The sequence below is a fragment of the Microbacterium sp. 05T445 genome (genome assembly GCF_056395865.1).
In genome coordinates this window covers 1,286,128-1,312,738 of sequence record NZ_JBFTKJ010000001.1, presented here as the reverse complement: position 1 = coordinate 1,312,738, position 26,611 = coordinate 1,286,128, and the positions used below count along the sequence as shown (strand labels likewise).

The following is a 26,611-nucleotide window of genomic DNA, read 5'->3' as shown; positions in this document are numbered from 1 at the left end:
GGGTCGGAGCGGCCCCTGCGGGATACTCTTTTACCTTCCGCGACGGCGACCCGATGCCGAAGGGGAAGGAGGACGCGGTGCCTGACCGTGAGCTGTCGATCACGGGGTACCTCACCCTGGGTCTCCTGGCCGCGCGCGACTGGTCGGCTTACCAGCTGGCGGAGCAGCTCGGGCGCGGGGTGTCGCAGCTGTGGCCGTCGGCCGACCGGGGCCGTTACGCCGTGCTCAAGCGTCTGTCGGCAGATGGTTTCGTCGGCACCCGCCAGGAGCACACCGGCAAGCGCGCCCGCACGATGTACTCGATCACCCCGGCCGGCCGCGAGGCGCTCGCGCAATGGCTGAGCACGCCGGTGCACCCGCCGTCGGTCGAGTTCGAGGGCATGGTCCGCGTGCTGCTGGCCGACCAGGGCTCGGTCGAGGACCTGCGCCGCACCCTGACGCAGACCCGCGAGCAGGCGCTCGCCCATCGGGAGATGTTCGCGCGCTACGCCGCCTTCATCAGCACCACGGGCGGGACGTTCCCCGAGCGCCGGCATCTGTTCGCCCTCGCGAACACGTTCATGATCGGCCACTACGACCACATCGTGGCCTGGGCGGACTGGGCGGCGCTGCAGATCGAGGACTGGCCCGACACGGTGACCCCCGCCGTGACCCACGAGTCCCACGTTCACGACATGCTCGCCCCGGGCCGCAAGGCCTGGGAGGCAGCCCACCCGCCGGAGGACTGACCCCGTTCAGTGCGCGGTGCGCACGCCGACGAGATCGTGCACGAGCACGGCCGCCGCGCGCGCACCCTGGCCTGCGGCGACGATCAGCTGCTGCGGACCGGGGGAGGCGGCATCCCCCGCCGCATACAGGCCGGGCACCGACGTACGGCCCGAGCGGTCGGTGACGAGGTTGCCGAACACGTCGCGCTCGAGGTCGATGCCGGCGACGAAGTCCAGCGCGGGGTGCCACTGCGGCCGGACGAACCCGCCGTCGACCTCGACGCGCGTGCCGTCGGCCAGGCGCACCGCCGAGACCGCGCCGCGCTCACCCTCGAGGTCGTCGATGAGGCGGCGCTCGACGATGATCCCGGATGCCGCGAGCTCAGCCTCTTCGACCGTGTCGACCGCGTCGGAGCCGTTCGTGAAGACGGTGAGCCGGTCGGTCCAGCGGGCGATCAGCCGCGCCCGATCGGCGAGGTCGGGCGTCTCGCCGATGAGGGCGAGCGGACGGTCCTGCAGCTCCCACGCGTCGCACGCGGCGCAGCTGAAGACGGTCATGCCGTAGAAGGCGCGCAGGCTGGGCAGGTCGGGCAGGGTCTCGCGCAGGCCGGTGGCCACCAGCACCGAGCGGGCCGCGACGGCGGGTGGGATGCCGGCGGCCCGGCCCTGCAACGCCGCGATGAAGCGCTGCCCGCGCTCGCCGCCCGTCGCGATGAGCCGCGTGACCACGGTGCGGTCGAGCACCCGCACGTTCGGGTAGGCGGCCAACTCGGCGCGGGCGAGCTTGCGCAGCTCGAGCGGCGGGACGCCGTCGCGGGTGAGGAAGCCGTGCGAGCGCAGCGTGGCGGCGTTGCGGGGCCGGCCGGCGTCGACCACGACCACCGAGGCACGCGCGCGGCCGAGGTTGAGCGCGGCCGACAGCCCTGCCGGGCCGCCGCCGACGATGACGACATCGACCTCGGCCGAGGGCGCAGCGTTATCGGTCATCGTGGTCTCCTTGGGGCGGGAGCGCCTCGATGATCGGGTGGTCCTTGTGGATCACGCCGACCTTGGCGGCGCCGCCGGGCGAGCCGATGTCGTCGAAGAACTCGACGTTGGCCTTGTAGTAGTCCTGCCACTCGTCGGGCAGGTCGTCTTCGTAGTAGATCGCCTCGACGGGGCACACCGGTTCGCAGGCGCCGCAGTCCACGCACTCGTCGGGGTGGATGTACAGCGACCGGTCGCCCTCGTAGATGCAGTCCACGGGACACTCGTCGATGCAGGCGCGGTCCTTGACGTCCACGCACGGCAAGGCGATCACGTACGTCATCGGACGAGCGCTCCGCGCGAGATCCGCACCTGCTCGTCACGCGGCACGACCTTGACCCGCTCGCGCGTGTGGAGGTGGGTCGCACCGAGCTCCCGCTCGTGCGCGTCGAGGGCGCGCCAGCCGTCCCACGTCGTGTACTCGACCTCGCGCTCCTCGAGCAGGTCGAGCACGTCGCCGTCCACGCTCGGAGCCGACAGACGTCCGCGTTCGACGTCCGACACCAGGTGCGCGACCGTCTCCATCGCGTCGGACTTGGTGTGGCCGATGAGGCCGACCGGTCCTCGCTTGATCCAGCCGGTGGCGTACAGCCCGTCGATGACGGGGGCGTCGGCGTCGGCGGTGCGGGCGCTGTCGGTCACCCGCCCCTCCACGTTCGAGACGACGCCCGCCTGCGCGTCGAACGGGGCGTCGATGACCGGCGATCCGTAGTAGCCGACGGCGCGGTAGACCTGCTGGACGGCGATCTCGCGGAACTCTCCGGTGCCGCGCACCCGGCCGTCGCCGGCGGGCTCCGTGCGCTCGAAGCGGATGCCTTCGACCCGCCCGTCGCCGAGCACCTCGACGGGCGAGTGGTAGAAGTGCAGGTGCAGGCGCCGGCTCGCGCCGGTCGCTTCGCGGGTGCGCCAGCCGTTGAGGACGCGGAGCATCACCTTCAGCTGGTTGTTCGCCGCGTTCGCGGGGTCGGCGTCGGCGAAGTCCTCGTCGTGCACGACGATGTCGACGTCGGGGACCTCGCCGAGCTCGCGCAGCTCGATCGGCGTGAACTTGATGTCGGCAGGTCCTCGGCGGCCGAAGACGTGCACGTCGGTGACGGCGGAGGCCTCGAGGCCGGCGAGCACGTTGTCGGCGATCTCGGTGGGACGCAGGTCCACGGCGTGCTTGGCGAGCACGCGCGCGACGTCGAGCGCGACGTTCCCGTTGCCGATGACGGCGACCTCGCGCTGGTCGAGCGGCCATGTGGCCGGCACGTCGGGGTGCCCGTCGTACCAGGCGACGAAGTCGGCGGCGCCGTACGAGCCGTCGAGGTCGATGCCGGGGATGTCCAGCGCGGCGTCGCGGATCGCGCCGGTCGCGAGGATCACGGCGTCGTAGCGCTCCTGCAGCTCGTCGATCGAGATGTCGCGGCCGACCTCGACGTTGCCGACGAACCGGGTGGTGCCGGCATCCAGCATCTCGTGCAGCGAGTTCACGATGCCCTTGATGCGGGGGTGATCGGGGGCGACCCCGTACCGGATGAGCCCGTAGGGCGCGGGGAGCGACTCGAAGAGGTCGATCGCGACGGTGCCCCCGGCATCCGCGACGGAGTTGGTGAGGATGTTGCCCGCGTAGATGCCGGCGGGACCGGCGCCGACGATCGCGACGCGGAGGTTCTGGAGGCTCGAAGAAGTCACGGTGGTTCTTTCGGGTCGGGCGGAGACGATGAACGGCCGGTCGCCTCAGGGGCGACGGGCGTGCTCGGGGGTGAGCGGGTCGTACGCGGAGAGGTCGAGGGTCGCGAGCTCGGTGGGGGCGTACGGGCTCAGCCGCACGACGTCGCCGACGACCACGACGGCGGGGGAGCGGATGCCGCGCTCGGCCGCCTGATGCGCGATCGTCGCGAGCGTGCCCACCGTGACCCGCTGCCGCGGGCCGTACCCGTCCTCCACGACGGCGACCGGGCAGTCCGCGCCGCGCCCGCCGCGGGCGAGCGTGATCGCCGAGTTCGCGAGCGTGCCGATGCCCATGAGCAGCACCACGGTGTGGTCGCGACCGCCGCCGAGGTCGGCGATCTGGTCGTGGGCGGTGGCGACGGTGAAGGCGGTCGCGACCCCGCGATGGGTGAGCGGGATGCCGGCCACCGCCGGCACCGAGACCGCACTGGTGATCCCGGGCACGACCTCGACCGCGACACCGGCCTCCTGGCAGGAGTGCAGTTCCTCGCCGCCGCGCCCGAAGACGTACGGATCGCCGCCCTTGAGGCGCACGACGGTCCGGCCGTCGTGGGCGAGCTGGACGAGCAGGGCGTTGATCGCGTCCTGCGGCACGGCGTGGTGCCCGGGTCGCTTGCCGACGTCGACCACCTCGGCACGGAGGTGCACGCCGTCGGCGGCGAGCCCGTCGAGCACCCCGCGCGCTCCGAGCCGGTCGGCGACGATGACGTCCGCCGCCTCCAGCGCACGCAGGCCCTTGAGGGTGAGGAGTCCGGCGTCGCCGGGACCCGCGCCGACGAGCCACACCTTGCCGGTGGCCGTGGCACCCGTGCTCTCGCGGGGGCTCATCGCGCACCTCCCGTGACGAGCAGGCCGCGGCGCTTCAGCATCCGCCGCTCCAGTGGGCCGAAGAAGAGGAGCTCGATGAGCACGCCGATCGCGAGGATCACCAGGATCGTGCCGAGGACGCCGGCGAGGTCGGCGAGGTCGCGGTTGTTCTGCAGCATCGAGCCGAGCCCGAAGCCGATCGTGCCGCCCATCGCGATGATCTCGGCAGCCATGAGGGAGCGCCATGAGAACGCCCACCCCTGCTTGAGGCCGGCGAGGTAGCCGGGGAGTGCGGCGGGGAGGATCACCGCGGTCGCGAGCTGCCAGCGCGATGCGCCGAGCACGGTGCCCACGCGGCGCAGCTGCGGCGGCACCTGATCGATCCCCGCGATGAGGCCGTTGACGATCGAGGGGATCGCGCCCATCAGGATCACGAAGTAGACGGTCGCATCCGACAGGCCGAACCAGATGATGGCGGCGGGCACCCACGCCACCGACGGCAGCACCTGCAGTCCCGAGATCAGAGGGCCGACCGCGCGCCGGATCGGGCGCACCTCCGCCAGCAGAAGGCCGATCGGCGTGCCGACGACGATCGCGATGAGGAACCCGATGACGCCCCGTTCGAGGCTCGTCGCGACGGCCTCCTGCAGGCGCCCGGAGTCCCAGGCGGCGCCGAGGGCGGCGGCGACGTCGGCCGGTCCGGGGATGATGTCGGGACGCGGGTGCGCGATCACGACGTACAGCTGCCACGCGATGACGAGCAGGATCACGAAGACGATCGGCGGCACGACGCTCGCGGCGAAGCGGCGCCAGCGGCCGGGGCCGGTGTCGGCGTCGGTCTGGAGGCGGTCGAGGCCGGCTTCGAGCGAGCGCAGGTCGTCGGAGTGGACGGATGCCGCGGCATCCGTCTTCGACAGGGTCAGGGTGTCATGCGGCATTGCGGCGGATCTCCTTGCGCAGCTGCTCGGTGATCTCCACCGACAGGGCGGCGACCTCGGGCGACTCGATGCGCCGGCCGGTGGTCTTGGCGATCTGCCACTGCTGCACGACGCGGCCAGGGCGGCTGCCCAGCAGTACGACGCGCTGACCGAGGCGCGCGGCCTCGCGCACGTTGTGGGTGACGAACACGATGGTGCGGCCGGTGGCGCGCCACACGCGCTCGAGCTCCTCGTGCAGCAGGTCGCGGGTGATGGCGTCCAGCGCCGCGAAGGGCTCGTCCATCAGCAGCACGGGCCGGTCCTGTGCGAGCGCGCGGGCGAGGGCGACGCGCTGGCGCATGCCCCCCGAGAGCTCGTGCGGGCGCTTGTCTGCGGCATCCGCGAGGTTGACGGTGTCCAGCAGCGCGAGCGCCTTCTCGCGGCGCTCGCCGCGGGGGACGCCGCGCAGGCGCAGGGCGAGCTCGACGTTCTTGCGGGCGGTGAGCCAGGGCATGAGCGCCGACTCCTGGAACATCACGGCCGAGCCCTCGGCGGGGGTCTCGATGCGCCCCGCGGKGGGGCGATCGAGACCCGCGACGAGGTTCAGAAGGGTGGATTTGCCGCATCCCGACGCGCCCAGCAGGCACACGAACTCGCCCGGCGCGATGTCGAGCGACAAGTCCTCGAGCACGACCGGCCCGGCGCCGAAGCGCTTGGAGACGCCGTCGATCCGCACCGCGGGCGCGGGGGCGGGCGCCGCGACCGGCACCGGAGCGACGCTGTCGAAGCTCGGCGCCAGTGGCTTGGTCGTGCCCGTCGTGGCGGGCGCGCCCGCCCCCGGGGTCGCCGGCGCGTGAGTTGCCTTCGAGCCCTGTGCGGCACCGGAGGCGGGAGCGGGAGCGGTGCTCATCTCAGTCCTCGCCGAGTCCTGCGGCCGAGACGGTGTCTTCGCCGTCGGCCTCGAGCTGCTTGTTGAGCAGGCGCAGATCGAACAGGCCCTCGATCGAGCCCTTCTTCTGCGTGCCCGCCTCGATGCCGTTGTCGACGAGCGTTTCGAAGGTGTCGGCGTGCGGGTCGACCGAGAACGACACGTGCTCGAGGGCGCGCGCGATCACCTCGTCGGACAGCGGCTTGCCGGTCTCCTTCTCGATCGCGCCGTTGATGACGGCCGGCGCCTGGTCGGGGTTGTCGGCGATCCACTGCACGGCGGCCTCGTGGCCCTTGAGCAGCTCGGCCACCACGTCGGGGTGCTCGTCGAGGAACTGCTTGCGCACCAGCAGCACGGTCGTCGGGAACTCGCCGTCGTCCCAGAGGTCGGCCTCGTCCTGCAGCACGTGCGCGCCGGCGTCGATGACGAGCCGCGAGACCCACGGCTCGGGCAGCCACGCGCCGTCGAGCTGGCCCTGCTGGAACAGCGTCAGCGTCTGCGCGTTCTCGGTCGGGGTGATGTGCACGTCGCCGCCACCGGCCGTGTCGGTGGTGAAGCCCTGGTCCTTCAGCCAGACGCGCGCCGCGACGTCCTGCGTGTTGCCCAGCTGCGGCGTCGCGATCGTGGTGCCCTCGAGGTCGGCCGGGTCGTCGATGCCGTCGCGGACGACGAGCGCCGCGCCGCCGGTCGCCGCGCCGGCGATGATGCGCGCCGACTCGCCGCCGGACTGGATGAACGTGTTGATCGACGGGTTGGGTCCGATGTAGGTCGCGTCGATCGCGCCGGCCGAGAGCGCCTCGATGGCGGCCGGTCCGGCGTTGAAGACCTGCGTGGTGACCTTCACGTCGCCCAGTGCGTCGGCGAACAGCCCCTCCTCCAGGCCGACGAGCGCCGGCGCGTGCGTGACGTTCGCGAAGTAGCCCAGGCGCAGCTCGCTCACCGACGGGGTGTCGGCGGCCGCCGACGACTCGCTCGGCGCGGCCGCCGCGGAGGCGCAGCCGGCCATCATGGCCGCCACGAGTCCCAGAGATGTGATTGCGGTCGCGGTGCGGATGATTTTCACGGTGTCGCCTCCTTAGATCGGGTGGTGCTCAGTGGGATTGACGTGCGCGACCGGTCAGTCGCGCACGATGCCGGCGGCGAGCGTCGCGCCGTCGGACGGATGGATCACGAGGAACGAGCCCCCGTGGCGGCTGGCGGCGTACGGCTCGAGCGGCAGGTCGGCCGCGAGCCGCAGCCGCACGCGGCCGATGTCGTTGGTCTCCAGCGTCTGCGCCGGCTCGTGCGTGAGCGCGTCGAGGTCGTAGCGCGACTCGATCTGCGCCACGATGGCCTGCACGGTCGCGGTGCCGTGCTTGACGAGGACGCGGATGCCGGGTGTCAGCGCCCGCGCGTCGAGCTGGAACAGTTCGGCCCCGAACTCGCGGCGAGCCACCGGCAGCGACCCCGCGGCCACCACCAGCGCGCCGCGCGCGGTGTCGATGTCGTCGGCGAACTCGAGCGAAACGGACTGCGGGGCTGTCGCGTCGTCGACCTCGGCACCGGCGGAGCGGATGCCGGTGACCGTGGTGGCGGAGCCTCCGGGGAAGACCTCGACACGGTCGCCCACGCGCACGACGCCGCCCGAGATCCGGCCGGCGACCGCGCGGTAGTCGCGCAGGCGCTCCGCCTCGGCGGGGTCGATGCCGGGCGCGAGGCCGCCCTGTGGCCGCAGCACCAGCTGCACCGGGAGGCGCAGCGGCTCGAGCTCCTGCTCGAGCTGGTCGGCGGCCGGCAGGGCCTCGAGCAGCTCGAGCAGCGCCGGGCCGTCGTACCAGGGCGTGCGCTCCGAGCGGTCGACGATGTTGTCGCCCTCGAGGGCCGACACCGGCAGCACGTGGAGGTTCTCGATGCCGAGCTCTGCGGCGACGGCGCGGGCCTGAGCGGCGACGTCGGCGAAGGCATCCTCCGAGAAGCCGATCAGGTCGATCTTGTTCACCGCCACGATCACGTGCGGCACGCGCAGCAGGGCGACGACCGCGAGGTGCCGCCGGGTCTGCTCGAGCACGCCCTTGCGCCCGTCGACGAGCACGATCACGGCGTCGGCCGTCGTCGCGCCGGTGACCATGTTGCGTGTGTACTGCACGTGACCGGGGCAGTCGGCGAGGATGAACGACCGCGCACCCGTCGAGAAGTAGCGGTAGGCGACGTCGATCGTGATGCCCTGCTCGCGCTCGGCGCGCAGGCCGTCGGTGAGGAGGGCGAAGTCGAACGCGCCGTGCGCGAAGCCGCGGTCGGCCGACGTGCGCGCGACCTGCTCGAGCTGGTCGGCGAGGATCGCCTTCGAGTCGTGCAGCAGCCGGCCGACGAGGGTCGACTTGCCGTCGTCCACGGAGCCCGCCGTGGCGAAGCGGAACAGCGTGCCCGTCTGGGTGAGGGTCGCGGTCATCAGAAGTACCCGTCCTTCTTGCGGTCCTCCATGGCCGCCTCGCTGAGGCGGTCGTCGGCACGCGTCGCGCCGCGCTCGGTGAGGGTCGAGACGGCGACCTCGGCGACGATCGCGGCGAGGTCGGCGGCATCCGACTCCACCGCTCCGGTGCAGCTCATGTCGCCGACGGTGCGGTAGCGGACGGTGCGGCGCTGGACGGTCTCGTCCTCGCGCGGCGGCGAGAACGGGCCCACGGGCCGCCACATGCCGTCGCGGGCGTACACATCGCGCTCGTGCGCGAAGTACAGCGGCGGCAGCGCGATGCCCTCGCGCTCGATGTAGCGCCAGACGTCGAGCTCGGTCCAGTTCGAGATCGGGAACGCGCGCACGTGCTGGCCGGGGGTGTGGCGGCCGTTGTACAGGCTCCACAGCTCGGGGCGCTGGTTGCGGGGATCCCACTGGCCGAACTCGTCGCGCAGCGAGATGATGCGCTCCTTGGCGCGGGCCTTGTCTTCGTCGCGACGGGCTCCGCCGAAGACGGCGTCGTGGCGGCCGGCCGCGATCGCGTCCAGCAGCGGTACGGTCTGCAGCGGGTTGCGGGTGCCGTCGGCGCGCTCCTGCAGGCGGCCGTCGTCGATGTAGTCCTGCACGCGGGCGACCTCGAGACGGATGCCGAGGCGCTCGACGGTCTCGTCGCGGAACGCGATGACCTCGGGGAAGTTGTGCCCGGTGTCCACGTGCAGCACCGGGAACGGCACGCGGCCGGGTGCGAACGCCTTGGTGGCCAGGTGCAGCACGACCACGGAGTCCTTGCCGCCGGAGAACAGCAGCACGGGCCGCTCGAACTCGGCGACGACCTCGCGGATGACGTGGATGGCCTCGGCCTCGAGCAGGTCAAGGGTCGACAGCGCGGTGGCGGGCGCGGTGATCGTGTCGGTCATTCGTGGAGCCCGCATTCGGTCTTCGAGAGCCCGGCCCAGCGGCCGGATCGTGGGTCTTCGCCGGGCGCGACCGGCTTCGTGCACGGCTCGCAGCCGATCGACGGGTAGCCGAACCCGACCAGCAGGTTCACGGGGGCCTTGTGCGCGGTGGCGTAGGCGAGCACGTCGTCGAAGCTCCACGCCGCGACCGGGTTCACCTTGACCAGGCCGTTGCGCTCGTCCCACGTCACCAGCGGCGTGTTCGTGCGCGTGGGCGCCTCGTCGCGGCGCACGCCGGTGAACCACACCTCGTAGCCGCCGAGGGCGTCCTGCAGGGGCGCGACCTTGCGGCGCGCGCAGCACAGCCCCGGGTCGCGCTCGAACAGCTTGGCGCCGAACTCGGCGTCCTGCTCGGCGACCGTCTGGTCGGGCGTGATGTCGACGATCCGCACGTCGAGCGCGCGCTGCACCTCGTCGCGCGTCGCGTAGGTCTCGGTGAAGTGGTAGCCGGTGTCGAGGAACAGCACGTCGACGCCGGGCAGCTGCTCGGCCACGAGGTGGGGCAGCGCGGCGTCGGCCATCGAGCAGGCGACGGCGGCGGCATCCATCCCGAAGTTGCGCGCGACCCACGCGACCACCTCGGCAGCGGATGCCTCGTGATCGGTGAGGCTGCCCAGCTCGAGGTTGCCCTGCTCGGCGAGGGCGGCGAGCTCTTCGCGCGATCGCTTGACGGCGGCGCGGGGGGCGAGCGAGACGGTCATGCCTGGGGCTCCTCGTACGTTCGAGGCGTTTCGTCTCGCTCGTTCCTCGCTCGCTCAACGACCGGACCAACCCGGCCGTTGAGCGAGCGAAGCGAGACGAAACGCGTGGACGCGATGCTCACTGGAGGGCCTCCTCGTCGGCGCGGTGCGCCCACTGGGCGAACGTCTCGTCGGCCTCTACGTCGCGCTCGGCGAGGAACCGCTTGACGACGCGCTCGGTGTAGTCGGCGATGCCGTCGGCGGCGACCTTCAGTCCGCGCACGGTGCGGCCGAGTCCCGCGTCGTCGCGGTCGGCGTTCACCAGACCACCGCCGAGGTGCACCTGGTAGCCGGGCACCTGCTCGCCGTCGATCGTGACGAGCTGGCCTTTGAGCCCGATGTCGGCGGTCTGGATGCGCGCGCACGAGTTGGGGCAGCCGTTGACGTGGAGGGAGATCGGATGCGGCAGCTCGAACTGCTCGAGACGCTTCTCGAGGTCGAGCACCGCCGCCGTCGCGTAGGCCTTGGTCTCGACGATCGCCAGCTTGCAGAACTCGATGCCGGTGCACGCGATCGTGCCGCGGCGGATGAGGCTCGGGCGGGCCGACAGGCCGAGCTCGTCGAGGCCGGTGATGAACGGCTCGACGCTCTCCTTCGGGATGTCGAGGAACACGAGCTTCTGGTGGGGCGTGGTGCGCAGACGCGTCGAGCCGTGGGCTTCGAGCAGGTCGGCGAGCTTCGCCAGGGTCGGGCCCGAGACGCGCCCCACGATCGGGGTCGCGCCGATGTAGAAGCGGCCGTCCTTCTGTGGGTGCACGCCGACGTGGTCGCCCTGCGTGAGCGGCTTCGGCGCGGCGGGGCCGTCGGGCAGCGCGTAGCCGAGGTACTCGTCCTGCAGCACCTGGCGGAACTTCTCGGCGCCCCATTCGGCGAGGAGGAACTTCAGCCGTGCCTTGTTGCGCAGCCGCCGGTAGCCGTAGTCGCGGAAGATCTGAGCGACGCCGTGCCAGGCATCCGCCACCCGATCCGGCGAGACGAACGTGCCGAGACGCTCGGCGAGACGCGGGGTGGTCGAGAGGCCGCCGCCGACCCAGAGGTCGTAGCCGATGCCCAGCTCGGGGTGCTCGACGGCGACGAACGCGACGTCGTTGATCTCGTGCACGACGTCCTGGCTCGGGTGGCCGGTGATGGCCGACTTGAACTTGCGGGGGAGGTTCGCCAGCGACGCGTCGCCGATGAAGCGCGACGTGATCTCGTCGATCTGCGCCGTCGGGTCGATGAGCTCGTCGGCGGAGATGCCGGCGACGGGCGAGCCGAGGATGACGCGCGGCACGTCGCCGCACGCCTCGGTGGTGCCCAGGCCCACGGCCTCGAGACGGCGCCAGATCTCAGGGACGTCCTCGACGCGTATCCAGTGCAGCTGGATGTTCTGGCGGTCGGTGAGGTCGGCCGTGCCGCGGCCGAACTCGGTCGAGATGCCGGCGATGACGCGCAGCTGCTCGGTGGTGAGCTGGCCGCCGTCGATGCGCACGCGCATCATGAAGTACTCGTCCTCGAGCTCTTCGGGGGTGAGGGTCGCGGTGCGGCCGCCGTCGATGCCGGGCTTGCGCTGCGTGTAGAGCCCCCATACGCGGAACCGGCCGTGCAGATCGGTCGGGTCGATCGACGCGAAGCCGCCCTTCGAGTATGTGTTCTCGATGCGCTCGCGCACGCTCAGGCCGTCGTCGACCTGCTTCCACTCCTCGTTGCCGTTGAGCGGTGCCGTGCCGTCGATCTTCCACTGGCCGTTCGGCTTCGACGACGCACGCGGCGGCCGCACGGCCGCGCGCGGGCGCTCTGCGCCTGCGAGCGCTTCGGTGTCGCTGATGGTCACGGGGCCTCCGGGGTCGAACCCGGGGGTGCCCCGGGCGGGACCCTATCGAGTCCATTCCGTGAGGCTAGAAGCGGGCGGCCCGCCGGCCTATCCCGACGTCAAGAGGCGTTAACAGACGTAATCGTGCGACACACAGTTGCACCGCACCGCTTTGTGGACTCAGTCCGACAATCCGATCGATCCGTTGTAGCGATCGACGACCAGGTCGACGAGGGATGCCGGCGGCTCGTCGTCGCCGAGGAGCGGCGGCGCCACCGGGGCCCCGCCCGCCAGTCGCACCGCGAGGTCGTGGAAGTAGCCAGGGGCGAGGAGGTAGTCGGCCACCACCACCCGGCCGCGGTCGCCCACCCGTGCCGCCACCGCCGCGTCCAGGCGTGGGTCGGCGGCGGCGAGGAAGCCGACCTCGACCTCCTGCCCGAGGCGTTCGCCGAGCAGCCGGGCAGTGGTGCGGCAGTCGTCGTTCGCCCGCTCGTCGCTCGAGCCCGCGACGGCGAGCACGATCGCGTCGTCGGGCGTGGCGGCGAGAGGCGCGAGCCGCGTCGCCAGCGCGTCGACCAGGCGGGCGTCGGGCCCGAGGGCTTGTGCGATGACCACGCCCTGGCGTCCTGCGGACTGCGCGACGAGGTCGACGCGCACGTGATAGCCCGCCGACAGCAGCAGCGGCACGATCACCACCGGCATCCCCTCCGGGATCGCGTCGAGGGATGCCGCGACATCCGGCTGCTGCACGTCCACGTGCCCGAGGCGCACCGTCACGCCGGGAAGCCGGCGTGCGACGGCGGCGACGAGGCCGGCCACGGCGGCCTGGCCCGAGGGCGACGACGTGCCGTGCGAGACGGCGAGGAGCGCGGGCGCGGTGGTCACGAGCCCCATTGTGCCCGCCGCAGATGACGGCGGTGTTGCGCGCGAGAACGGGGCCCGCCCGGAGCTTCGTCGTGAAGTCGCCGGCACGGGCCCCGTGCTGTCGTCGCGGATCGCCGGTTCAGGCGGCCCCGGCCTCGCGGCCGCGGCTGAAGCCGGCGTCGAAGCCGCGCTCGTACGCCCGCTGCGAGCGGCGCCCGCCGTGACCGTGGTCACTGTGACCGTGACCGTGACCGTGACCGTGGTCACCGTGGTGGCCGTGGTGGTGCGGGTGGCCGCCCCAGCCCTCGTGGTCGCCGTGGCCGTGGCCGCCGTGCGGGTGGTGCCCGGCGCAGTCGTCGTCACCGCCGCGGTAGGGCTCGTCGAACCGCTCCGCCGGGTGCCCCGGCCGACCCGGCGCGAAGCCGCGGTGCAGGTTGGGTCCGAAGCCGTAGCGGAAGTCGCGGCCGAAGGGCCCCGGGCGCCCGCCGAAGCCGGGACCGAAACCGGCGCCGGGTCCGAAGCCGGGGCGCCCGAAGCCGCCGAAGCCGAAGCCGCGCTCGCGGCCGGCGGCGGTCTCGTCCCAGCCCAGCTCGCGGGCGATCGCCTCCAGCGAGGAGGTCAGCGCCGAGTACTGCTCGTCGCCGACGGCGCCGACCACGCGGGAGCGGATGCCGTCGACGATCCCGCCGAGGCGCTCCTTCTCGGCGCGACCGAGGTCGGTCAGCGCCCAGGTGCCGTCGCCCTGCTCCTCGACCCAGCCGCGCTCCTCGAGGCCGCGCAGGCGCTTTCCCTTGCGGGCCAGGCGCTCGCGCAGCTCGGGGGCGTCGATGTCGCCCGAGAGCACGTTGAGAAGCATCCAGTCGCGTCGCGTGACGCCCTCGGTCTCGAGTGCGGTCGCGAACTCGCGCGTCAGCATCCCGTCGACGGCGCGCAGCCAGTAGCCCAGCGGTCGCTTGTCGGCGGGGCGGGGAGCGTCGTCCTTTTCGTTCTGATTCATGTCCTCCATGAGAAGTCCTTTCGTGAGCGGTCTGGGGGGCCGTCGTCATTACATGTCGAAGTGCATGTACATGCAGTGTGACATGCAGTTGGGATACATGTCAAGTCGCATGTAAATTGGGTGCATGCCCTCGCCCTCCGACGACCCGTCCGACGCCATCGCGGCCGCACTCGCTCGCCTGCGCGGACGGAGGATGCCGCGCCCGCCCTGGGCCGACGGCCCCGGCCCGCACGGTGCCGGCCCGCACGGGCACGGGCACTCCGGTCCGCACAGTCACGGCGCGGACGGCGCGGAGCACGTCCACGGCGACGGATCGATGCACGGCTTCGGCGGTCGCGGCGGTCCGTGGGGCAGGGGAGGACCCGGACTCGGCGGCCCCGGATTCGGCGGTCCGCCCTGGGGTGCGGGCGGCCGCCTCGGCGGGCCTGCACGCATGAGGCTGCTCGAGGCGCTGGCGGCGGCATCCCATCCCCTGTCGGTCGGCGAGATCGCCGACGCGGTGGGGGTCGATCAGCCGCGCGCGTCGCGGCTGGTGCAGCAGGCCGTGGAGTTCGACCTCGTGCGCCGCGAAGCCGACCCCGACGATGCCCGCCGCACCCGTGTGGCGCTGACGGATGCCGGAACCCGCCTGGTGCGCGGATTCCGCGGCGAGCGGCGCGAGGCGATCGATGCAGCGCTGGCCGCCTTCACCGACGAGGAGCGCGCCGAGCTCGCGCGGCTGCTCACCAAGCTCGCCGACTCCTGGCCGCGCGGCTGAGGACGGCGCCCCGGATCAGAAGCTCGTGACGAGGTCGCCGAGCACCGCCTCGAGCTTGGACGGATCCGTCGCGTCGTAGTAGTGCGCACCGGTCGCGCTCGAGATGGACTGCAGCGTGGCCACGTCGGCGTCCGCGCCGTAGGCGAGGGTGAAGATCAGCACCGGCGTCGAGTGGTGCATGTCCTTCAGGTTCGCGATCAGCTGGTCGGCGCCGATCGTCGGCGCGTTCGGGGTGTCGTTCTCGCCGTCGCTGAGCAGCACGATCGCGTTGATGTGATCGCTCGACCACGACGCCGCCTGCTGCGCCGCGAACGTGTCGACAGCCTGGTACAGGGGCGTGTCGCCCATCGAGGCGAGCCCACCCAGCGCACCGCGGAACGCGTCGCGCGAGGTGGCGATGTCGGCCACCGGAGAGACCAGCCCTGGCACCAGGGAGCCGTCCGGCGCCTGCGCGAAGGCGGCCAGCCCCACGTCGTCGCCGTTCGTGAAATGGCCCAGCGCCGCCTCGATCGCCTTGCGCGCCTGCGTCAGCTTGGTGTCTGAGGCGGAGATCGGCTCGTCCATCGAACCCGACACGTCGAGCAGGAACAGCACGTTCGCGCGCTTGCGCACGTCGGGGAACGTCGTCTGCACCGCCGTCACGACGTCGGAGCCGGGGAATGCGAGTGCCGGCGTCAGCGCACCGCTGAGCTGCCCGACCTTCTGCACGCTCTGGTCGAGGGCGTGGTTGAGATCGCGGTAGCCGGCCGATCGCACCACCGACTGGCCCTGGGAGGTGAGCGCGAAGCGGATGAAGTCGGCGGCCGCCTCGGACTCCACCGGATCGATCCACGACCCGGTGAGCCGCATCGCCGGGTTGTCGGCGGCGTAGAAGCCGTCGGAGGGGTAGATCGGGATGAGCTGCTCCAGCGGCGGATCGGCCTGGGTGCGGTTCACGCCGTCGCGGCTGGTGATGCCGCGGTTGTAGTCCCACACCGACTTCTCGTCGACGATCACGGCAGACAGGAAGTCGGCGGAGGACCCGGATGCCTCCGCCTGGCGCGCGTGCCAGAGGAAGTGCTCGGGCGTGGCCATGTAGTGGCTGGTCGCGAGCTCGTTCTCGTGCACCGTCGCCTGCACCGACGGATCGGCGACCTCGGCCGCGGTGAGGTCGGTGAGCGATCCGGCAGCGGTGCCGTACGACGCGAACATCGCCGCCTCGCCGGAGGTCGCCACCAGCGGGCTGGTCTTGCCGAGCTTGAACGCGCCCCACTCGGGGTGCCCGAGGCCGCTCCACAGCTCGGAGTCGCCGGCCGCCTCGAAGATGTCGGACCAGCTGGGAGCCTCGGCATCCCACCCGATCGCCTCGGCGAGGGGCTCGGGCATCGCCAGCACGATGTCGGAGATCGCCACGCTCGTGCCCTCGGCGCGCAGCGCGGTGGCGCCGTCGGCCTTCGCCACGTCGAGCCACGTCGACGAGTCCGGCAGCCACACCGTGGGCTTCTGGTCGTCGGGCTGGTTCGGGAACCCGCTGGCGACGACCGCCGCGGCCACGCCGGACTTGTCCTTGGCCGTGGTGACCGTCACGCACGAGCCCGCGACGTTGCGGGGCTGGCTGTTGTACGCGGTGGCGAGGCTCTCGACCATCTCAGCGTTCTCGAACGAGGTGAGCACCCGCACGGTCGCGCAGGGTTCCGCCCCCGGGGTCGCCGCGGGCTCGTCCAACGGGAAGGTGATCGGCTTGACGGTCGCCGGCACCTGCGGGGGCGGGTCTGCGGCGGCCGGGTCGGACCCGGAGATGTTCGAGACGATCGCGTACGAGACGGTGCCGATGGAGCCCACGAGCACCACGATGCCCACGATCGTCGTCCACAGCAGTGCGATGCGACGGCGCTTGCGGCGGCGCTCTCGACGCGCGTCGATGGCCGACGGCTTCTTCGGCGTCGCTGCCGCAGGGGTCGCGATGGCCGCGGCCGGTGCCGCGTCGGAGACGGATGCCGCACCGTCGGCGGGAGCGGATGATGCCGGCGACGCCGCCGGCACCGGTGCCGTCGGCGGATGTGAGGACTGCCCCCGGCGGGGTCCGGGCGCGTCCTCGTCGCCGCGCGTGCGATCGCGCATGGGTGTCCTCGAGGTCGTGGCAGGCCGTGAGGCCGAGTGGGGGGTTTCACCGGCCGGGGACGTCCGGTAAGGCTAGAGCCTAACCCGACGGGGGAGTCGAGGCGAGCGCCCGGACGCCGTGAGATCACCCTGAAGCGGTGTTCAGCATCCCGATCAGCACGGCCGTCCACCAACCGGCCTGCGACACGACGGCGCTCCACACGCACCACGTCTGCAGGCGTCGCGGGAGCATCGAGAAGCGCACGCGACCGGGCAGTCGCGCCAGTTCGTCGGTGAGCCGCGTCATGGCCACGCCGTTCATCGCGGCGATCAGCACGGCCAGCATCTTCAGCGCGGTCAGCGGCTGGGTGACGTCCGGCTGCAGGAAAGCGCCGGTCGCCAGCAGGCCGGGCGATGCCGAGCCAGGCGAGGGCGCTCACGGTGCGCTCGACGCGCCGGAGGTCGTCCAGAGTGGAGCGGCGCAGCATCCAGAGCAGTCCGCTCATCTCCAGCAGCACGGCCGAGCCGAGCCCGACGATCACCGAGGCGAGGTGGCCGAATAGCGCCGGGGTGTGGATCCACTCCTGCGGGACGACCGTGGAGCCGATCCACAGCGACAGCGTCAGCGCCAGCAGGACGCACCAGTACCCGAGGGCGCGGCGGTGGCGGGCGACGCGTCGTCTCTCGGTGAGCGGGATCGTCACGGTGCCTCTCGGGGTCGGGCTGGCGCAGAAGTATGTGCGCGACGGCCCCCCTGTCGCACCGGTGAAGACCACCGCAAGCGAGGTTATCGGATGCCGGACCCCCGGCGGCCCGCCGCGGGGGAGCGGGTCATCGCGCGATGTCGCTGGGCTTGAGCTTGACGGGCAGGAGCAGCAGCAGGCCCGCGATCAGCACGATCACGATGCCCAGGATGCCGTAGTGCGTCGCCCCGAACCACGCGATGAAGGCCGACCACAGCAGCGGCGACAGGAAGCTCATGACGCGACCGGTCGTGGCGTACAGGCCGAACACCTCGCCCTGCATGCCGGTCGGGGTGACGCGGGCCAGCAGAGACCGGCTGGATGCCTGGGCGGGACCGACCGCGGCGGAGAGGATGATGCCGCCCACCCAGAACACCGGCTTGCCGCCCTCGCGAAGGAAGAAGACGAACAGGGCGCTCACGATGAGGATCGACAGCGCCGTGATGATCACGGCACGGGCGCCGAAGCGGTCGTCGAGGCGGCCGGCGATGATCGTGGACACACCCGCGACGAGGTTCAGCGCGATGCCGAACGCGATGACCTCGGTCGGGCTGAACCCGAACGAGACCGCGGCCAGCACGCCGCCGAACGCGAACACGCCGGCGAGGCCGTCGCGGTAGACCGCGCTCGCGATGAGGAACCAGAACGTCGGCCGGTGGTTGCGGAACAGCGCCACGATGTCGTGCACCAGGACCACGTAGCCCTCGAAGAACCCGACCTTCCTGCGGTCGGGGTCGGCGGGCGACTCCGGCACCAGGAAGACGAAGGGCAGGGCGAACAGCACGGTCCACACCGCGGCGCCGACCGCGATGAGGCGGTAGGCGAGTCCGCCCGACACGTCCAGTCCGAACCAGTCGAAGGTGTTGAGCACGACGACGAGGGCCAGCGCGAGGATGCCGCCGATGTAGCCCAGCCCCCAGCCGAGACCGCTGACACGGCCGATCGTCTTGGGCGTGGACACCTGCACGAGCATCGCGTTGTAGTTGACGCCGGCGATCTCGGACGAGACCGACCCGAGGGCGACGAGGATCGCGCCCAGCCAGAAGAACTGCGGCTGGGCGTAGACGAAGAACAGCGCGAACTGCAGCAGCGCCAGCACCGCGGTCGCACCCACGACCCAGCGCTTCTTGGTGCCGGCCGCATCGGCGCGCTGGCCGAGCACGGGCGCCAGCAGCAGGATCAGGATGCCGGCGCCGAACGTGACCCAGCCGTACCACTCCGACAGATCGGCCAGCGCCGCGCAGTACGCGGTCGCCGCGTCCGCGGCGCTCGAGCACACCATCTTGCCGTCGGCGTTCTGCGCGGCGACGTCGGCAGGAAGGAAGCTGTCGGACACCAGATACAGCGACACGAAGACGAACGTCAGGATGACGGAGTTGAACGGCTGCGTGGCCCAGTCCCACAGTGCCCACGCGAACACCCGGCGACGCGGCACCGGCGTGTCGTCGAGGCACTCGGTGTTGAGGGCGGCGGTGGACAGCACGTGCTCGGAGGGCTCGGCGGCGCGGCCGGGCTCCTCGGATCCGGGGGCGGGAGAGCTCACGTCGGACACTTAAGACCCCTTCGGTGAACGGCTGGTGCGGATTCACCGTAGCGCTCGGAAGGCACCGGGTGGTTGGCTTCGTTCATGACAGGCGATTCCGCGCCGGCGACGACCTTCAACGGCCGCCTCGCGATCCTGCTCGCGATGGCGATGTTCGTGCTCGTGGTCGACACGTCGATCATGAACGTGTCCATCTCGGCGGTGGTGCGCGAGCTCGACACGACCGCCAGCGGCGTGCAAGGGGCGATCGCCCTCGAAGCGCTGGTGTCGGCCGCCTTCATCCTCATCGGCGGCAAGACGGGCGATCTCATCGGTCGCAAGCTCGCCTACATCCTGGGCCTGCTCGGCTACGCCGTCGGCGCGGTCGCCATGACCTTCGCGCAGAGCCTCACCGCCGTCATCATCTTCTGGGCGGTCATCGGCGGGATCGGCGCCTCGCTCCTGCTCCCGTCGATGCAGTCGCTCATCCACGGCAACTTCGCCGGAGACCATCAGAAGCGGGTCTACGCGCTGGTGGGGGCATCCGCCGCCATCGCGGCCGCTGTGGGACCGCTCCTGGGCGGGTTCATCACGACGTTCTGGTCTTACCGCGTCGCCTTCGGGCTCGAAGCGGTGATCATCGCCGTCGTGCTGCTGGGCATCGGCCTCGTGAAGGACGTGAAGTACACCGGCGACCGCTCCATCGACCTGGTGGGCGCCGGCCTGTCGGTGATCGGCATGGGCGGTGTCGTGCTCGGCATCCTGGTGTGGCAGGAGGGCGGCGGCTACGTCGGACTGCTCATCGGGCTCGGCGTGGTGGCGCTCGGCGGTCTCGCCTGGTGGCTGAACTCGCGCAAGAAGCGGGGCAAGCCGGTACTGCTGGACCCGGCGCTGTTCTCGTCGAAGCCGTTCCGCACCGGCGTGAGCGGTCAGCTGCTGCAGCAGATCGCCCTCGGCGGCACGATGATCGTGCTCCCGCTGTACCTGCAGATGGTGCTCGAGTACAACGCGCTGTGGGCCGGGCTGTCGATCGCCCCGCTGTCGCTGAGCATGTTCGCCGTGGCGATCTGGGCCGGTCGCCGCGGCAAGGGGCGCCCCGCCAACCTCATCCTGCTCGGATTCTCGCTGGCCGCGGTGGGCCTGGTGGCGATCGTGCCACTGGTGCCGATCGCCGATTCCGGCTGGTACCTCACCGTCCCGCTCATCATCGCCGGCTCGGGCCTCGGGCTCCTCGTCTCGCAGCTGAACAACTACACGCTGTCGCCGATCTCCGACGAGCGCGTGAGCGAGGCCGCCGGCGTCAACTCCGCGGCCGGCTCGTTCGGCCTGTCGTTCGGCCTCGCCTTCGCCGGTGCGATCATGCTCGCCACGCTCGCGCTGTCGTTCACCACGCTCGCCTACCAGAGCACCGTCCTCTCGTCCGAGCAGCAGGAGCAGGTCGCCACCGTGCTCGAGGAGGACGCGCAGCTCATGTCGAACACGGGGCTGGAGGAGCTGCTCGCGGACGAGCCGCCCGCCGCCGCCGACGAGGTCGTCCGCATCAACACCGAGGCGCGGCACATCGCCCTTCAGGTGGCGCTCGGGATCCCGATCCTCGCCGCCCTGCTCGGCGTGGTCAACGCCCTCCGCATGCGACGGCTGCCCGATCCGAAGCCGAACGAGGCCGCCGAGGGCTCCCTGCTCGGGTGAGCGCGGGCGGGAGAGAGGACCGCTCATGACGGAGAACGGCGCCGGAGCGCGGCCGCTGTCGCGCAAGCAGCAGCGGCGCCTGGCGGGCTTCGACGGCGACGCCGACGCGTTCGTGAGGTACTTCAAAGAACGCGTGTATGCGACGTTCACGGGACTGGCGATCGTGCTCGTGGTGTCGGCGAGCGACCACCCTGAAGCCGACCATGCGTTCTTCGCGCTCGTGCTCGGCGTCGTCGGGATCACCGCGGCGGGCTTCGTGTCCGACATCGTGTCGCATCTCGCGGTGCACCAGGAGTTCCCCGGACGTGCCGAGTTCGCCCTGCTCGGCCGCATCGCGGGCGGCGCGCTGAGCACGGTGGTCGTGCCGGCGATCCTCGTGGTGCTGGCCTGGACCGGCGTGCTGCACCTGGACACCGCGCTGCGGATCGCGTCGATCGTCTACATCGCGACGCTCGGCGTCATCGGCTGGATGGGGGTCGGCCGCGCGCGTCTGTCGTGGCTGCAGAAGCTGATCGCGCTGGCGATCCTCGTCGCGCTCGGGCTGCTGGTCATCGCGCTGCAGACGCTCGCGCACGCGGTCTGATCCGGAGCAGGTCAGACCGGCGTGGTGTCGCGCGGCGGGTTGTGCATGAACTCGATGCGGATGCCGTTCGCGTCCTCGAGGAACGAGGCGTAGTAGCGGTCGTTGAACCGCGGGTACGGCTTCGGCTCGCGCACCGCCGTCCAGCCCGCATCGAGCGCGATCGCGTGCAGCCGGTCGACGTCGGCACGCGAGTCCACCGCGAAGGCGAGGTGCTGCCAGCCGACCCGCCCGTGCCGATGGGGCCCCGAGCCGGGCTCGCGGGCGGGGAACAGGATCAGCTCCACGTCGCCCTCGGCGTACCAGGCCACCGAGGCCTCGGCGTCGGTGCGGGTGAACCCCAGCGCCGACATGACCGGGTCGAACTGCAGGATCGAGTGGTCGAGGTCGTCGACGGTGATGCCGAGGTGGTCGAAGACAGGCATCCCGGCAGTCTGTCGCAGATGCCCGGCGAGGGCCAAGCCCTCCGTCAGCCGCGCCACTCCCGTTCGAGGATCGCGTAGTGACCGGTGTCGGTCCACTCGCCCTTCAGCCACATGTGCTCGAGGTGGTGGGCCTCGTGGCGCATGCCGAGCCGCTCGCAGATGCGCACCGACCCGGCGTTGCGCGGGTCGAGCTCGGCGTAGACGCGGTGCAGGCCCAGTTCGCCGAACGCCAGGTCCAGCAGCAGCCGCGCCGCCTCCGTCGCGTACCCGCGCCCTTGCGCTGCGGGCGTGAGGATCCAGCCGATCTCGGCGGTGCGGTCGTCCACGCTCGCGATCGTGAAGTACATCGTGCCCAGGAACTCGCCGGACTCCCCGCGGATCGCCGGCTGGACGTAGTCGTCCTTGGCGGCCAGGCGCGTGGCGGCGGCATCCCGTTCCAGGATCTCGGCCACCTTCTCCCGCGACCGTGCCTCGTAGAGGAGGTACCGGCAGACCTCCGGATCGCCCTGCATGGCGGCGAGGTCGTCGAGGTCGTCGTCGCGGAGCAGGTCGAGGGTCAGGCGCTCGCCGCGCAGCGGGCGGAAATCCCAGGGGAGAGGCATCCGTCCATCCTTTCCCGAACACTGCGTCGCGCAACTTGAGTCGAGTCATATCAACTTTGATTTGACGGATGCTGCACCCCGGGCGTATCGTTGAGTCATCGCGACTCAACCTTCGGTCGGGTCGTGAGAAGACTTCCCGTACACCCCGGGCGCCGGCATCGGTCTGCGCCCACACGAAGGAGAGATACACATGGCACGTGCTGTCGGAATCGACCTCGGTACGACCAACTCGGTCGTGAGCGTCCTCGAGGGCGGCGAGCCCAAGGTCATCGCCAACGCCGAGGGCTTCCGGACGACCCCCTCGGTCGTCGCATTCACCAAGGACGGCGAGGTGCTGGTCGGCGAGACCGCCAAGCGCCAGGCCGTCACCAACGTCGACCGCACCGTCTCGTCGGTCAAGCGCCACATGGGCACCGACTGGGGCTTCGACGTCGACGGCAAGAAGTGGACGCCGCAGGAGATCTCCGCGCGCATCCTCCAGAAGCTCAAGCGCGACGCCGAGCAGTACCTCGGTGACACCGTGACGGATGCCGTCATCACCGTCCCCGCGTACTTCAACGACGCCGAGCGTCAGGCCACCAAGGAGGCCGGCGAGATCTCGGGCCTGAACGTCCTGCGCATCATCAACGAGCCCACCGCGGCCGCTCTGGCCTACGGCCTCGACAAGGGCAAGGAGGACGAGCTCATCCTCGTCTTCGACCTCGGTGGCGGAACCTTCGACGTCTCCCTCCTCGAGGTGGGCAAGGACGACGACTTCTCGACCATCCAGGTGCGCGCGACCGCCGGCGACAACCGCCTCGGCGGCGACGACTGGGACCAGCGCCTGGTCGACTACCTGATCAAGCAGTTCAAGGACACCACCGGTGTCGACGTCTCGGGCGACAAGATCGCCCTGCAGCGCCTCAAGGAGGCCGCGGAGCAGGCGAAGAAGGAGCTCTCGAGCTCGACCTCGACGTCCGTGAACCTGCCGTACCTGTCGCTGACCGACTCGGGCCCCGTGTCGCTGTCGGAGACGATCACGCGCGCGAAGTTCGAGGACCTCACCAAGGACCTCCTCGACCGCACCAAGAAGCCGTTCGAGGACGTGATCCGCGAGGCCGGCATCAAGGTCGGCGACATCGACCACGTCGTGCTCGTCGGCGGTTCGACCCGCATGCCCGCCGTCTCCGAGCTGGTGAAGCAGGAGACCGGCAAGGAGCCCAACAAGGGTGTGAACCCGGACGAGGTCGTCGCCGTCGGCGCCGCCCTCCAGGCCGGTGTCCTCAAGGGCGAGCGCAAGGACGTGCTCCTCATCGACGTCACCCCGCTGAGCCTCGGCATCGAGACCAAGGGCGGCATCATGACGAAGCTCATCGAGCGCAACACCGCCATCCCGACCAAGCGGTCCGAGACCTTCACCACCGCCGACGACAACCAGCCGTCGGTCGCGATCCAGGTCTTCCAGGGCGAGCGCGAGTTCACCCGCGACAACAAGCCGCTGGGCACGTTCGAGCTGACCGGCATCGCCCCGGCGCCGCGCGGCATCCCGCAGATCGAGGTCACCTTCGACATCGACGCGAACGGCATCGTGCACGTGTCCGCCAAGGACAAGGGCACCGGCAAGGAGCAGTCGATGACGATCACCGGCGGCTCGTCGCTGCCGAAGGACGACATCGAGCGCATGGTGCGCGAGGCCGAGGAGCACGCCGCCGAAGACAAGAAGCGTCGTGAGTCGGCCGAGGTCCGCAACCAGGCCGAGACGCTCTCGTACTCGATCGAGAAGCTCATCAAGGAGAACGAGGACAAGCTCCCCGAGGACGTCAAGTCCGAGGTCCAGGGCGACGTCGACGCTCTCAAGACCGCTCTCGCCGGTGACGACGACGAGGCCGTGAAGACCGCGTTCGACAAGCTCAACCAGAGCCAGGGCAAGCTGGGCGAGGCGATCTACGCCGCCGGCCAGGCTTCGCAGTCCGCTCCGGATGCCGCAGCCGGCGACGCCGGCGACGCCCAGGGCGCGACGGCCTCCGACGAGGACGTCGTCGACGCCGAGGTCATCGACGACGAAGACGAGAAGAAGTAGTCATGGCGAAGAAGGACCACGAACAGCCGAACGACGGCGACGAGGTCCGGCCCGAGGGTGTGGGGTCGGAGGCGAACGCCTCCGGCCCCGCGCCGCAGGACGGGCAGGACGAGCTCACGGTCGACGACATCCTCGGCGCCGAGCAGAACGCCGACGCCGCGGCAGAGGACGCCGTGCTCGCCGACCTCGAGTCGGCGCTGCTGAACGACCTCAAGCGTCTGCAGGCCGAGTACGCCAACTACCGCCGCCGCACCGAGGAGCAGCGCGAGGTCGAGATCGAGCGCGCCCAGGGCGCGGTCGCCAAGGGCCTGCTGCCGGTGCTCGACGACCTCGACCGCGCTGAGAAGCACGGCGATCTCGAGGAGGGCTCCGCCTTCGCCGCGATCGCCGTGAAGCTGCGCGGCGTGGCCGAGCGCATCGGCCTGGTCACCTACGGCGCGGCCGGCGAGGTGTTCGACCCGCAGCAGCACGAGGCGATCTTCCAGGTGCCGACCCCGGGCCAGACCGACCCGACGATCCTCGAGGTCGTCGAGATCGGCTATCGCCTGGGCTCGGTGGAGCTTCGTCCGGCGAAGGTCGTCGTCGCAGTTCCCGCCGAGTAGCCGAAGGAGGACCCATGGCCAGTCAGGACTGGTTCGACAAGGACTTCTATTCGGTGCTCGGCGTCTCGAAGGACGTCAGCGAGGCCGATCTCAAGAAGACCTACCGCAAGCTCGCGCGGACGTACCATCCGGATTCCAACCAGGGTGACGCCAAGGCGGAGGCGAAGTTCAAGGAGGTCAGCGAGGCCTACTCCGTGCTCTCCGATCCCGAGCAGCGCAAGGAGTACGACCAGATCCGGGCGATGGGCTCGGGCGCGCGCTTCACCGCGGGCGGTCAGGGCGGCGCAGGGGGCTTCGAGGACGTCTTCTCGATGTTCAACCAGGGCCGCGGCGCCCGCTACCAGAGCGCCGAGGACTTCGACGACATCTTCGCGATGTTCAACCAGCAGCAGGGCGGCGGGAGCTTCGGCTCCGGGCGGTTCGGGCAGCCGAGCGGCGGATACCGCGGCTACGGCGGCCCGACCCGCGGCGCCGACGTCACGGCGCGCACGACGATCGACTTCGTCACCGCGACCAAGGGCGAGACGATCTCGCTGCAGGGCGAGGACGGCAAGCCGTTCAAGGTGAAGATCCCCGCGGGGGTCTCGGACGGCCAGAAGATCCGGCTGCGCGGGCGCGGGCGTCATTCGCCCGACGGCGGCGAGAACGGCGACATCGTCGTGCAGGTCACCGTGCGCCCGCATCCGGTGTTCACCCGCGACGGGCTCAACCTGCGCGTCACGGTGCCGGTGACGTTCACCGAGGCGGCCCTGGGCGCCACCATCGAGGTGCCCACCCTCGGCGGCGACCCGGTGCGGCTGCGCGTGGCTCCTGGCACCCCGTCCGGACGCGTGCTGCGCGTCAAGGGGCGCGGCGTCGAGACGACCAAGGGCACCGGCGACCTCCTCGCCGAGGTGCAGGTCGCGGTGCCGTCGCACCTCGACGACGCCGCCCGCGAGGCGCTGGAGCGCTTCCAGAGCCTGGAGCCGAAGGAGAATCCGCGCGCCGAGCTCATGGCCAAGGCGCAGGGCTAGGAGAATCGGTCGTTGAGCGAGCGAAGCGAGACGAAACGCCGCGTGGCCAACGCCGATCGTCGGTTCAAGGCGCTTCGTCTCGCTCGTTCCTCGCTCGCTCAGCGGCCGGCATCAAGGAGGTGACGAGAATGGCCGAGGACGACATCGACGAGGATGCCCCGATCTTCGCGATCGCCGTGGCCGCCGAGCTGTCGGGCATGCACCCGCAGACCCTCCGTCAGTACGACCGGCTGGGTCTGGTGGTGCCGGCTCGCACGCAGGGCGGGTCGCGGCGCTACTCGCTGCGGCATGTGGAGCAGCTGCGCGAGGTGGCCCGGATGTCGTCCGACGGCATCGGGCTTCCCGCGATCGTGCGCATCCTCGAGCTGGAGAACCGCGTGCAGGAGCTGCACGGCCGCGTCCGCGACCTCGAGGACCGCATGCGCGCGGAGCTCGAGAAGCGGCCGGGCGCTCGTGTGTTCGCCGCGGGCTCGACGGGCGCCGTCGTGACGCTCCGGCACGGCACGCGCGTCCGCCGCGCGACCGAGGTCGTGGTCTGGCGACCCCGCACGCCGATCGCGCCGAGCGATGACGCGGACGCCCAGGGCGGGGCATCCGCTCCGCGAGGAGAACGCTGACCGCACCGTCGTGCGGGACGGCGTTTCCGCGCGCAGGAACGTGAA

26 protein-coding genes are annotated in these 26,611 nt (G+C 71.3%); 8 read left to right on the top strand and 18 right to left on the bottom strand.

Annotated features, from left to right (window positions below; all coding sequences use genetic code 11):
- Nucleotides 1–77: 77 nt before the first annotated feature.
- Nucleotides 78–728, top strand: a complete 651-nt coding sequence (locus AC1DDU_RS06330) for a PadR family transcriptional regulator (RefSeq protein WP_477432209.1) — start codon at nt 78–80, stop codon at nt 726–728.
- Nucleotides 729–734: 6 nt separating this feature from the next.
- On the opposite strand, the gene AC1DDU_RS06325 is transcribed toward AC1DDU_RS06330, so the two are convergent.
- The 13 genes from AC1DDU_RS06325 to AC1DDU_RS06265 all read right to left on the bottom strand — a co-directional run bounded on the left by AC1DDU_RS06325 (nt 735) and on the right by AC1DDU_RS06265 (nt 13,878).
- Nucleotides 735–1,694 (bottom strand): NAD(P)/FAD-dependent oxidoreductase, encoded by a 960-nt coding sequence (locus AC1DDU_RS06325; protein WP_477432207.1) that lies wholly within the window; start codon nt 1,692–1,694, stop codon nt 735–737.
- On the bottom strand, nt 1,684–2,016 hold the full coding sequence (gene fdxA, locus AC1DDU_RS06320) for a ferredoxin (RefSeq protein ID WP_477432205.1): 333 nt from the start codon (nt 2,014–2,016) through the stop codon (nt 1,684–1,686). The genes AC1DDU_RS06325 and fdxA overlap by 11 nt, the downstream gene beginning before the upstream one ends.
- Nucleotides 2,013–3,407, bottom strand: coding sequence for an FAD-dependent oxidoreductase (locus AC1DDU_RS06315; protein WP_477432203.1), 1,395 nt, complete (start codon nt 3,405–3,407; stop codon nt 2,013–2,015). Before AC1DDU_RS06315 ends, fdxA begins: the two co-directional genes overlap by 4 nt.
- Before the next feature lie 45 nt (nt 3,408–3,452).
- The gene (gene cobA, locus AC1DDU_RS06310; RefSeq protein ID WP_477432201.1) at nt 3,453–4,274 is read right to left on the bottom strand and encodes a uroporphyrinogen-III C-methyltransferase; all 822 of its coding nucleotides are present in this window, start codon (nt 4,272–4,274) and stop codon (nt 3,453–3,455) included.
- The gene (locus tag AC1DDU_RS06305) at nt 4,271–5,191 is read right to left on the bottom strand and encodes an ABC transporter permease (protein WP_477432199.1); all 921 of its coding nucleotides are present in this window, start codon (nt 5,189–5,191) and stop codon (nt 4,271–4,273) included. The genes cobA and AC1DDU_RS06305 overlap by 4 nt, the downstream gene beginning before the upstream one ends.
- The gene (locus AC1DDU_RS06300) at nt 5,181–6,080 is read right to left on the bottom strand and encodes an ABC transporter ATP-binding protein (RefSeq protein WP_477432198.1); all 900 of its coding nucleotides are present in this window, start codon (nt 6,078–6,080) and stop codon (nt 5,181–5,183) included. The genes AC1DDU_RS06305 and AC1DDU_RS06300 overlap by 11 nt, the downstream gene beginning before the upstream one ends.
- A 1-nt stretch (nt 6,081) precedes the next feature.
- Nucleotides 6,082–7,161, bottom strand: a complete 1,080-nt coding sequence (locus AC1DDU_RS06295) for an ABC transporter substrate-binding protein (protein ID WP_477432196.1) — start codon at nt 7,159–7,161, stop codon at nt 6,082–6,084.
- 54 nt (nt 7,162–7,215) lie between these two features.
- Entirely contained in the window at nt 7,216–8,526 is a 1,311-nt protein-coding gene (locus AC1DDU_RS06290) for a sulfate adenylyltransferase subunit 1 (RefSeq protein WP_477432194.1), read from the bottom strand.
- A complete protein-coding gene (cysD, locus tag AC1DDU_RS06285) occupies nt 8,526–9,446 on the bottom strand; it encodes a sulfate adenylyltransferase subunit CysD (RefSeq protein WP_477432193.1) in 921 nt (306 codons plus the stop codon). Before cysD ends, AC1DDU_RS06290 begins: the two co-directional genes overlap by 1 nt.
- Nucleotides 9,443–10,186: a phosphoadenylyl-sulfate reductase gene (locus AC1DDU_RS06280; RefSeq protein WP_477432191.1), complete on the bottom strand. Its 744-nt coding sequence runs from the start codon at nt 10,184–10,186 to the stop codon at nt 9,443–9,445. Before AC1DDU_RS06280 ends, cysD begins: the two co-directional genes overlap by 4 nt.
- 118 nt (nt 10,187–10,304) lie before the next feature.
- On the bottom strand, nt 10,305–12,032 hold the full coding sequence (locus tag AC1DDU_RS06275; RefSeq protein WP_477433444.1) for a nitrite/sulfite reductase: 1,728 nt from the start codon (nt 12,030–12,032) through the stop codon (nt 10,305–10,307).
- Between the two features lie 165 nt (nt 12,033–12,197).
- Entirely contained in the window at nt 12,198–12,911 is a 714-nt protein-coding gene (locus AC1DDU_RS06270; RefSeq protein WP_477432189.1) for a sirohydrochlorin chelatase, read from the bottom strand.
- A 109-nt stretch (nt 12,912–13,020) separates the two neighbouring features.
- Nucleotides 13,021–13,878: a MarR family winged helix-turn-helix transcriptional regulator gene (locus AC1DDU_RS06265; RefSeq protein WP_477432188.1), complete on the bottom strand. Its 858-nt coding sequence runs from the start codon at nt 13,876–13,878 to the stop codon at nt 13,021–13,023.
- 124 nt (nt 13,879–14,002) lie between these two features.
- Between AC1DDU_RS06265 and AC1DDU_RS06260 the strand changes: the two genes are divergently transcribed.
- Nucleotides 14,003–14,635 (top strand): MarR family winged helix-turn-helix transcriptional regulator, encoded by a 633-nt coding sequence (locus AC1DDU_RS06260; protein ID WP_477432186.1) that lies wholly within the window; start codon nt 14,003–14,005, stop codon nt 14,633–14,635.
- Between the two features lie 15 nt (nt 14,636–14,650).
- On the opposite strand, the gene AC1DDU_RS06255 is transcribed toward AC1DDU_RS06260, so the two are convergent.
- The 3 genes from AC1DDU_RS06255 to AC1DDU_RS06245 form a co-directional block, all read right to left on the bottom strand.
- Complete coding sequence (locus tag AC1DDU_RS06255; RefSeq protein ID WP_477432184.1) at nt 14,651–16,735, bottom strand: vWA domain-containing protein; 2,085 nt, start codon at nt 16,733–16,735, stop codon at nt 14,651–14,653.
- A 124-nt stretch (nt 16,736–16,859) separates the two neighbouring features.
- Nucleotides 16,860–17,051: a hypothetical protein gene (locus AC1DDU_RS06250; protein ID WP_477432182.1), complete on the bottom strand. Its 192-nt coding sequence runs from the start codon at nt 17,049–17,051 to the stop codon at nt 16,860–16,862.
- Between the two features lie 494 nt (nt 17,052–17,545).
- Entirely contained in the window at nt 17,546–19,000 is a 1,455-nt protein-coding gene (locus AC1DDU_RS06245; protein ID WP_477432180.1) for an MFS transporter, read from the bottom strand.
- 84 nt (nt 19,001–19,084) lie between these two features.
- Here AC1DDU_RS06245 and AC1DDU_RS06240 point away from each other — a divergent pair, with 84 nt between their 5' ends.
- Together AC1DDU_RS06240 and AC1DDU_RS06235 are read left to right on the top strand one after the other, a co-directional pair.
- On the top strand, nt 19,085–20,668 hold the full coding sequence (locus AC1DDU_RS06240) for an MFS transporter (RefSeq protein ID WP_477432178.1): 1,584 nt from the start codon (nt 19,085–19,087) through the stop codon (nt 20,666–20,668).
- 25 nt (nt 20,669–20,693) lie between these two features.
- The gene (locus AC1DDU_RS06235; protein WP_477432176.1) at nt 20,694–21,251 is read left to right on the top strand and encodes a hypothetical protein; all 558 of its coding nucleotides are present in this window, start codon (nt 20,694–20,696) and stop codon (nt 21,249–21,251) included.
- An 11-nt stretch (nt 21,252–21,262) separates the two neighbouring features.
- On the opposite strand, the gene AC1DDU_RS06230 is transcribed toward AC1DDU_RS06235, so the two are convergent.
- Together AC1DDU_RS06230 and AC1DDU_RS06225 are read right to left on the bottom strand one after the other, a co-directional pair.
- Complete coding sequence (locus AC1DDU_RS06230; protein ID WP_477432174.1) at nt 21,263–21,673, bottom strand: VOC family protein; 411 nt, start codon at nt 21,671–21,673, stop codon at nt 21,263–21,265.
- Between the two features lie 44 nt (nt 21,674–21,717).
- A complete protein-coding gene (locus AC1DDU_RS06225) occupies nt 21,718–22,275 on the bottom strand; it encodes a GNAT family N-acetyltransferase (protein ID WP_477432172.1) in 558 nt (185 codons plus the stop codon).
- Between the two features lie 190 nt (nt 22,276–22,465).
- On the opposite strand from AC1DDU_RS06225, the gene dnaK reads away from it, so the two are divergent.
- From dnaK to AC1DDU_RS06205, 4 genes are all read left to right on the top strand, one after another.
- Nucleotides 22,466–24,334, top strand: coding sequence for a molecular chaperone DnaK (gene dnaK / locus AC1DDU_RS06220; protein ID WP_477432170.1), 1,869 nt, complete (start codon nt 22,466–22,468; stop codon nt 24,332–24,334).
- Nucleotides 24,335–24,336: 2 nt separating this feature from the next.
- Nucleotides 24,337–24,936, top strand: a complete 600-nt coding sequence (locus AC1DDU_RS06215; protein ID WP_477432168.1) for a nucleotide exchange factor GrpE — start codon at nt 24,337–24,339, stop codon at nt 24,934–24,936.
- A 14-nt stretch (nt 24,937–24,950) separates the two neighbouring features.
- Nucleotides 24,951–25,949 carry a DnaJ C-terminal domain-containing protein gene (locus AC1DDU_RS06210; protein WP_477432166.1) on the top strand — a complete coding sequence of 333 codons (999 nt, stop codon included), beginning with the start codon at nt 24,951–24,953 and terminating at the stop codon, nt 25,947–25,949.
- A 128-nt stretch (nt 25,950–26,077) separates the two neighbouring features.
- Nucleotides 26,078–26,566 (top strand): heat shock protein transcriptional repressor HspR, encoded by a 489-nt coding sequence (locus AC1DDU_RS06205; RefSeq protein WP_477432164.1) that lies wholly within the window; start codon nt 26,078–26,080, stop codon nt 26,564–26,566.
- Nucleotides 26,567–26,611: the final 45 nt, after the last annotated feature.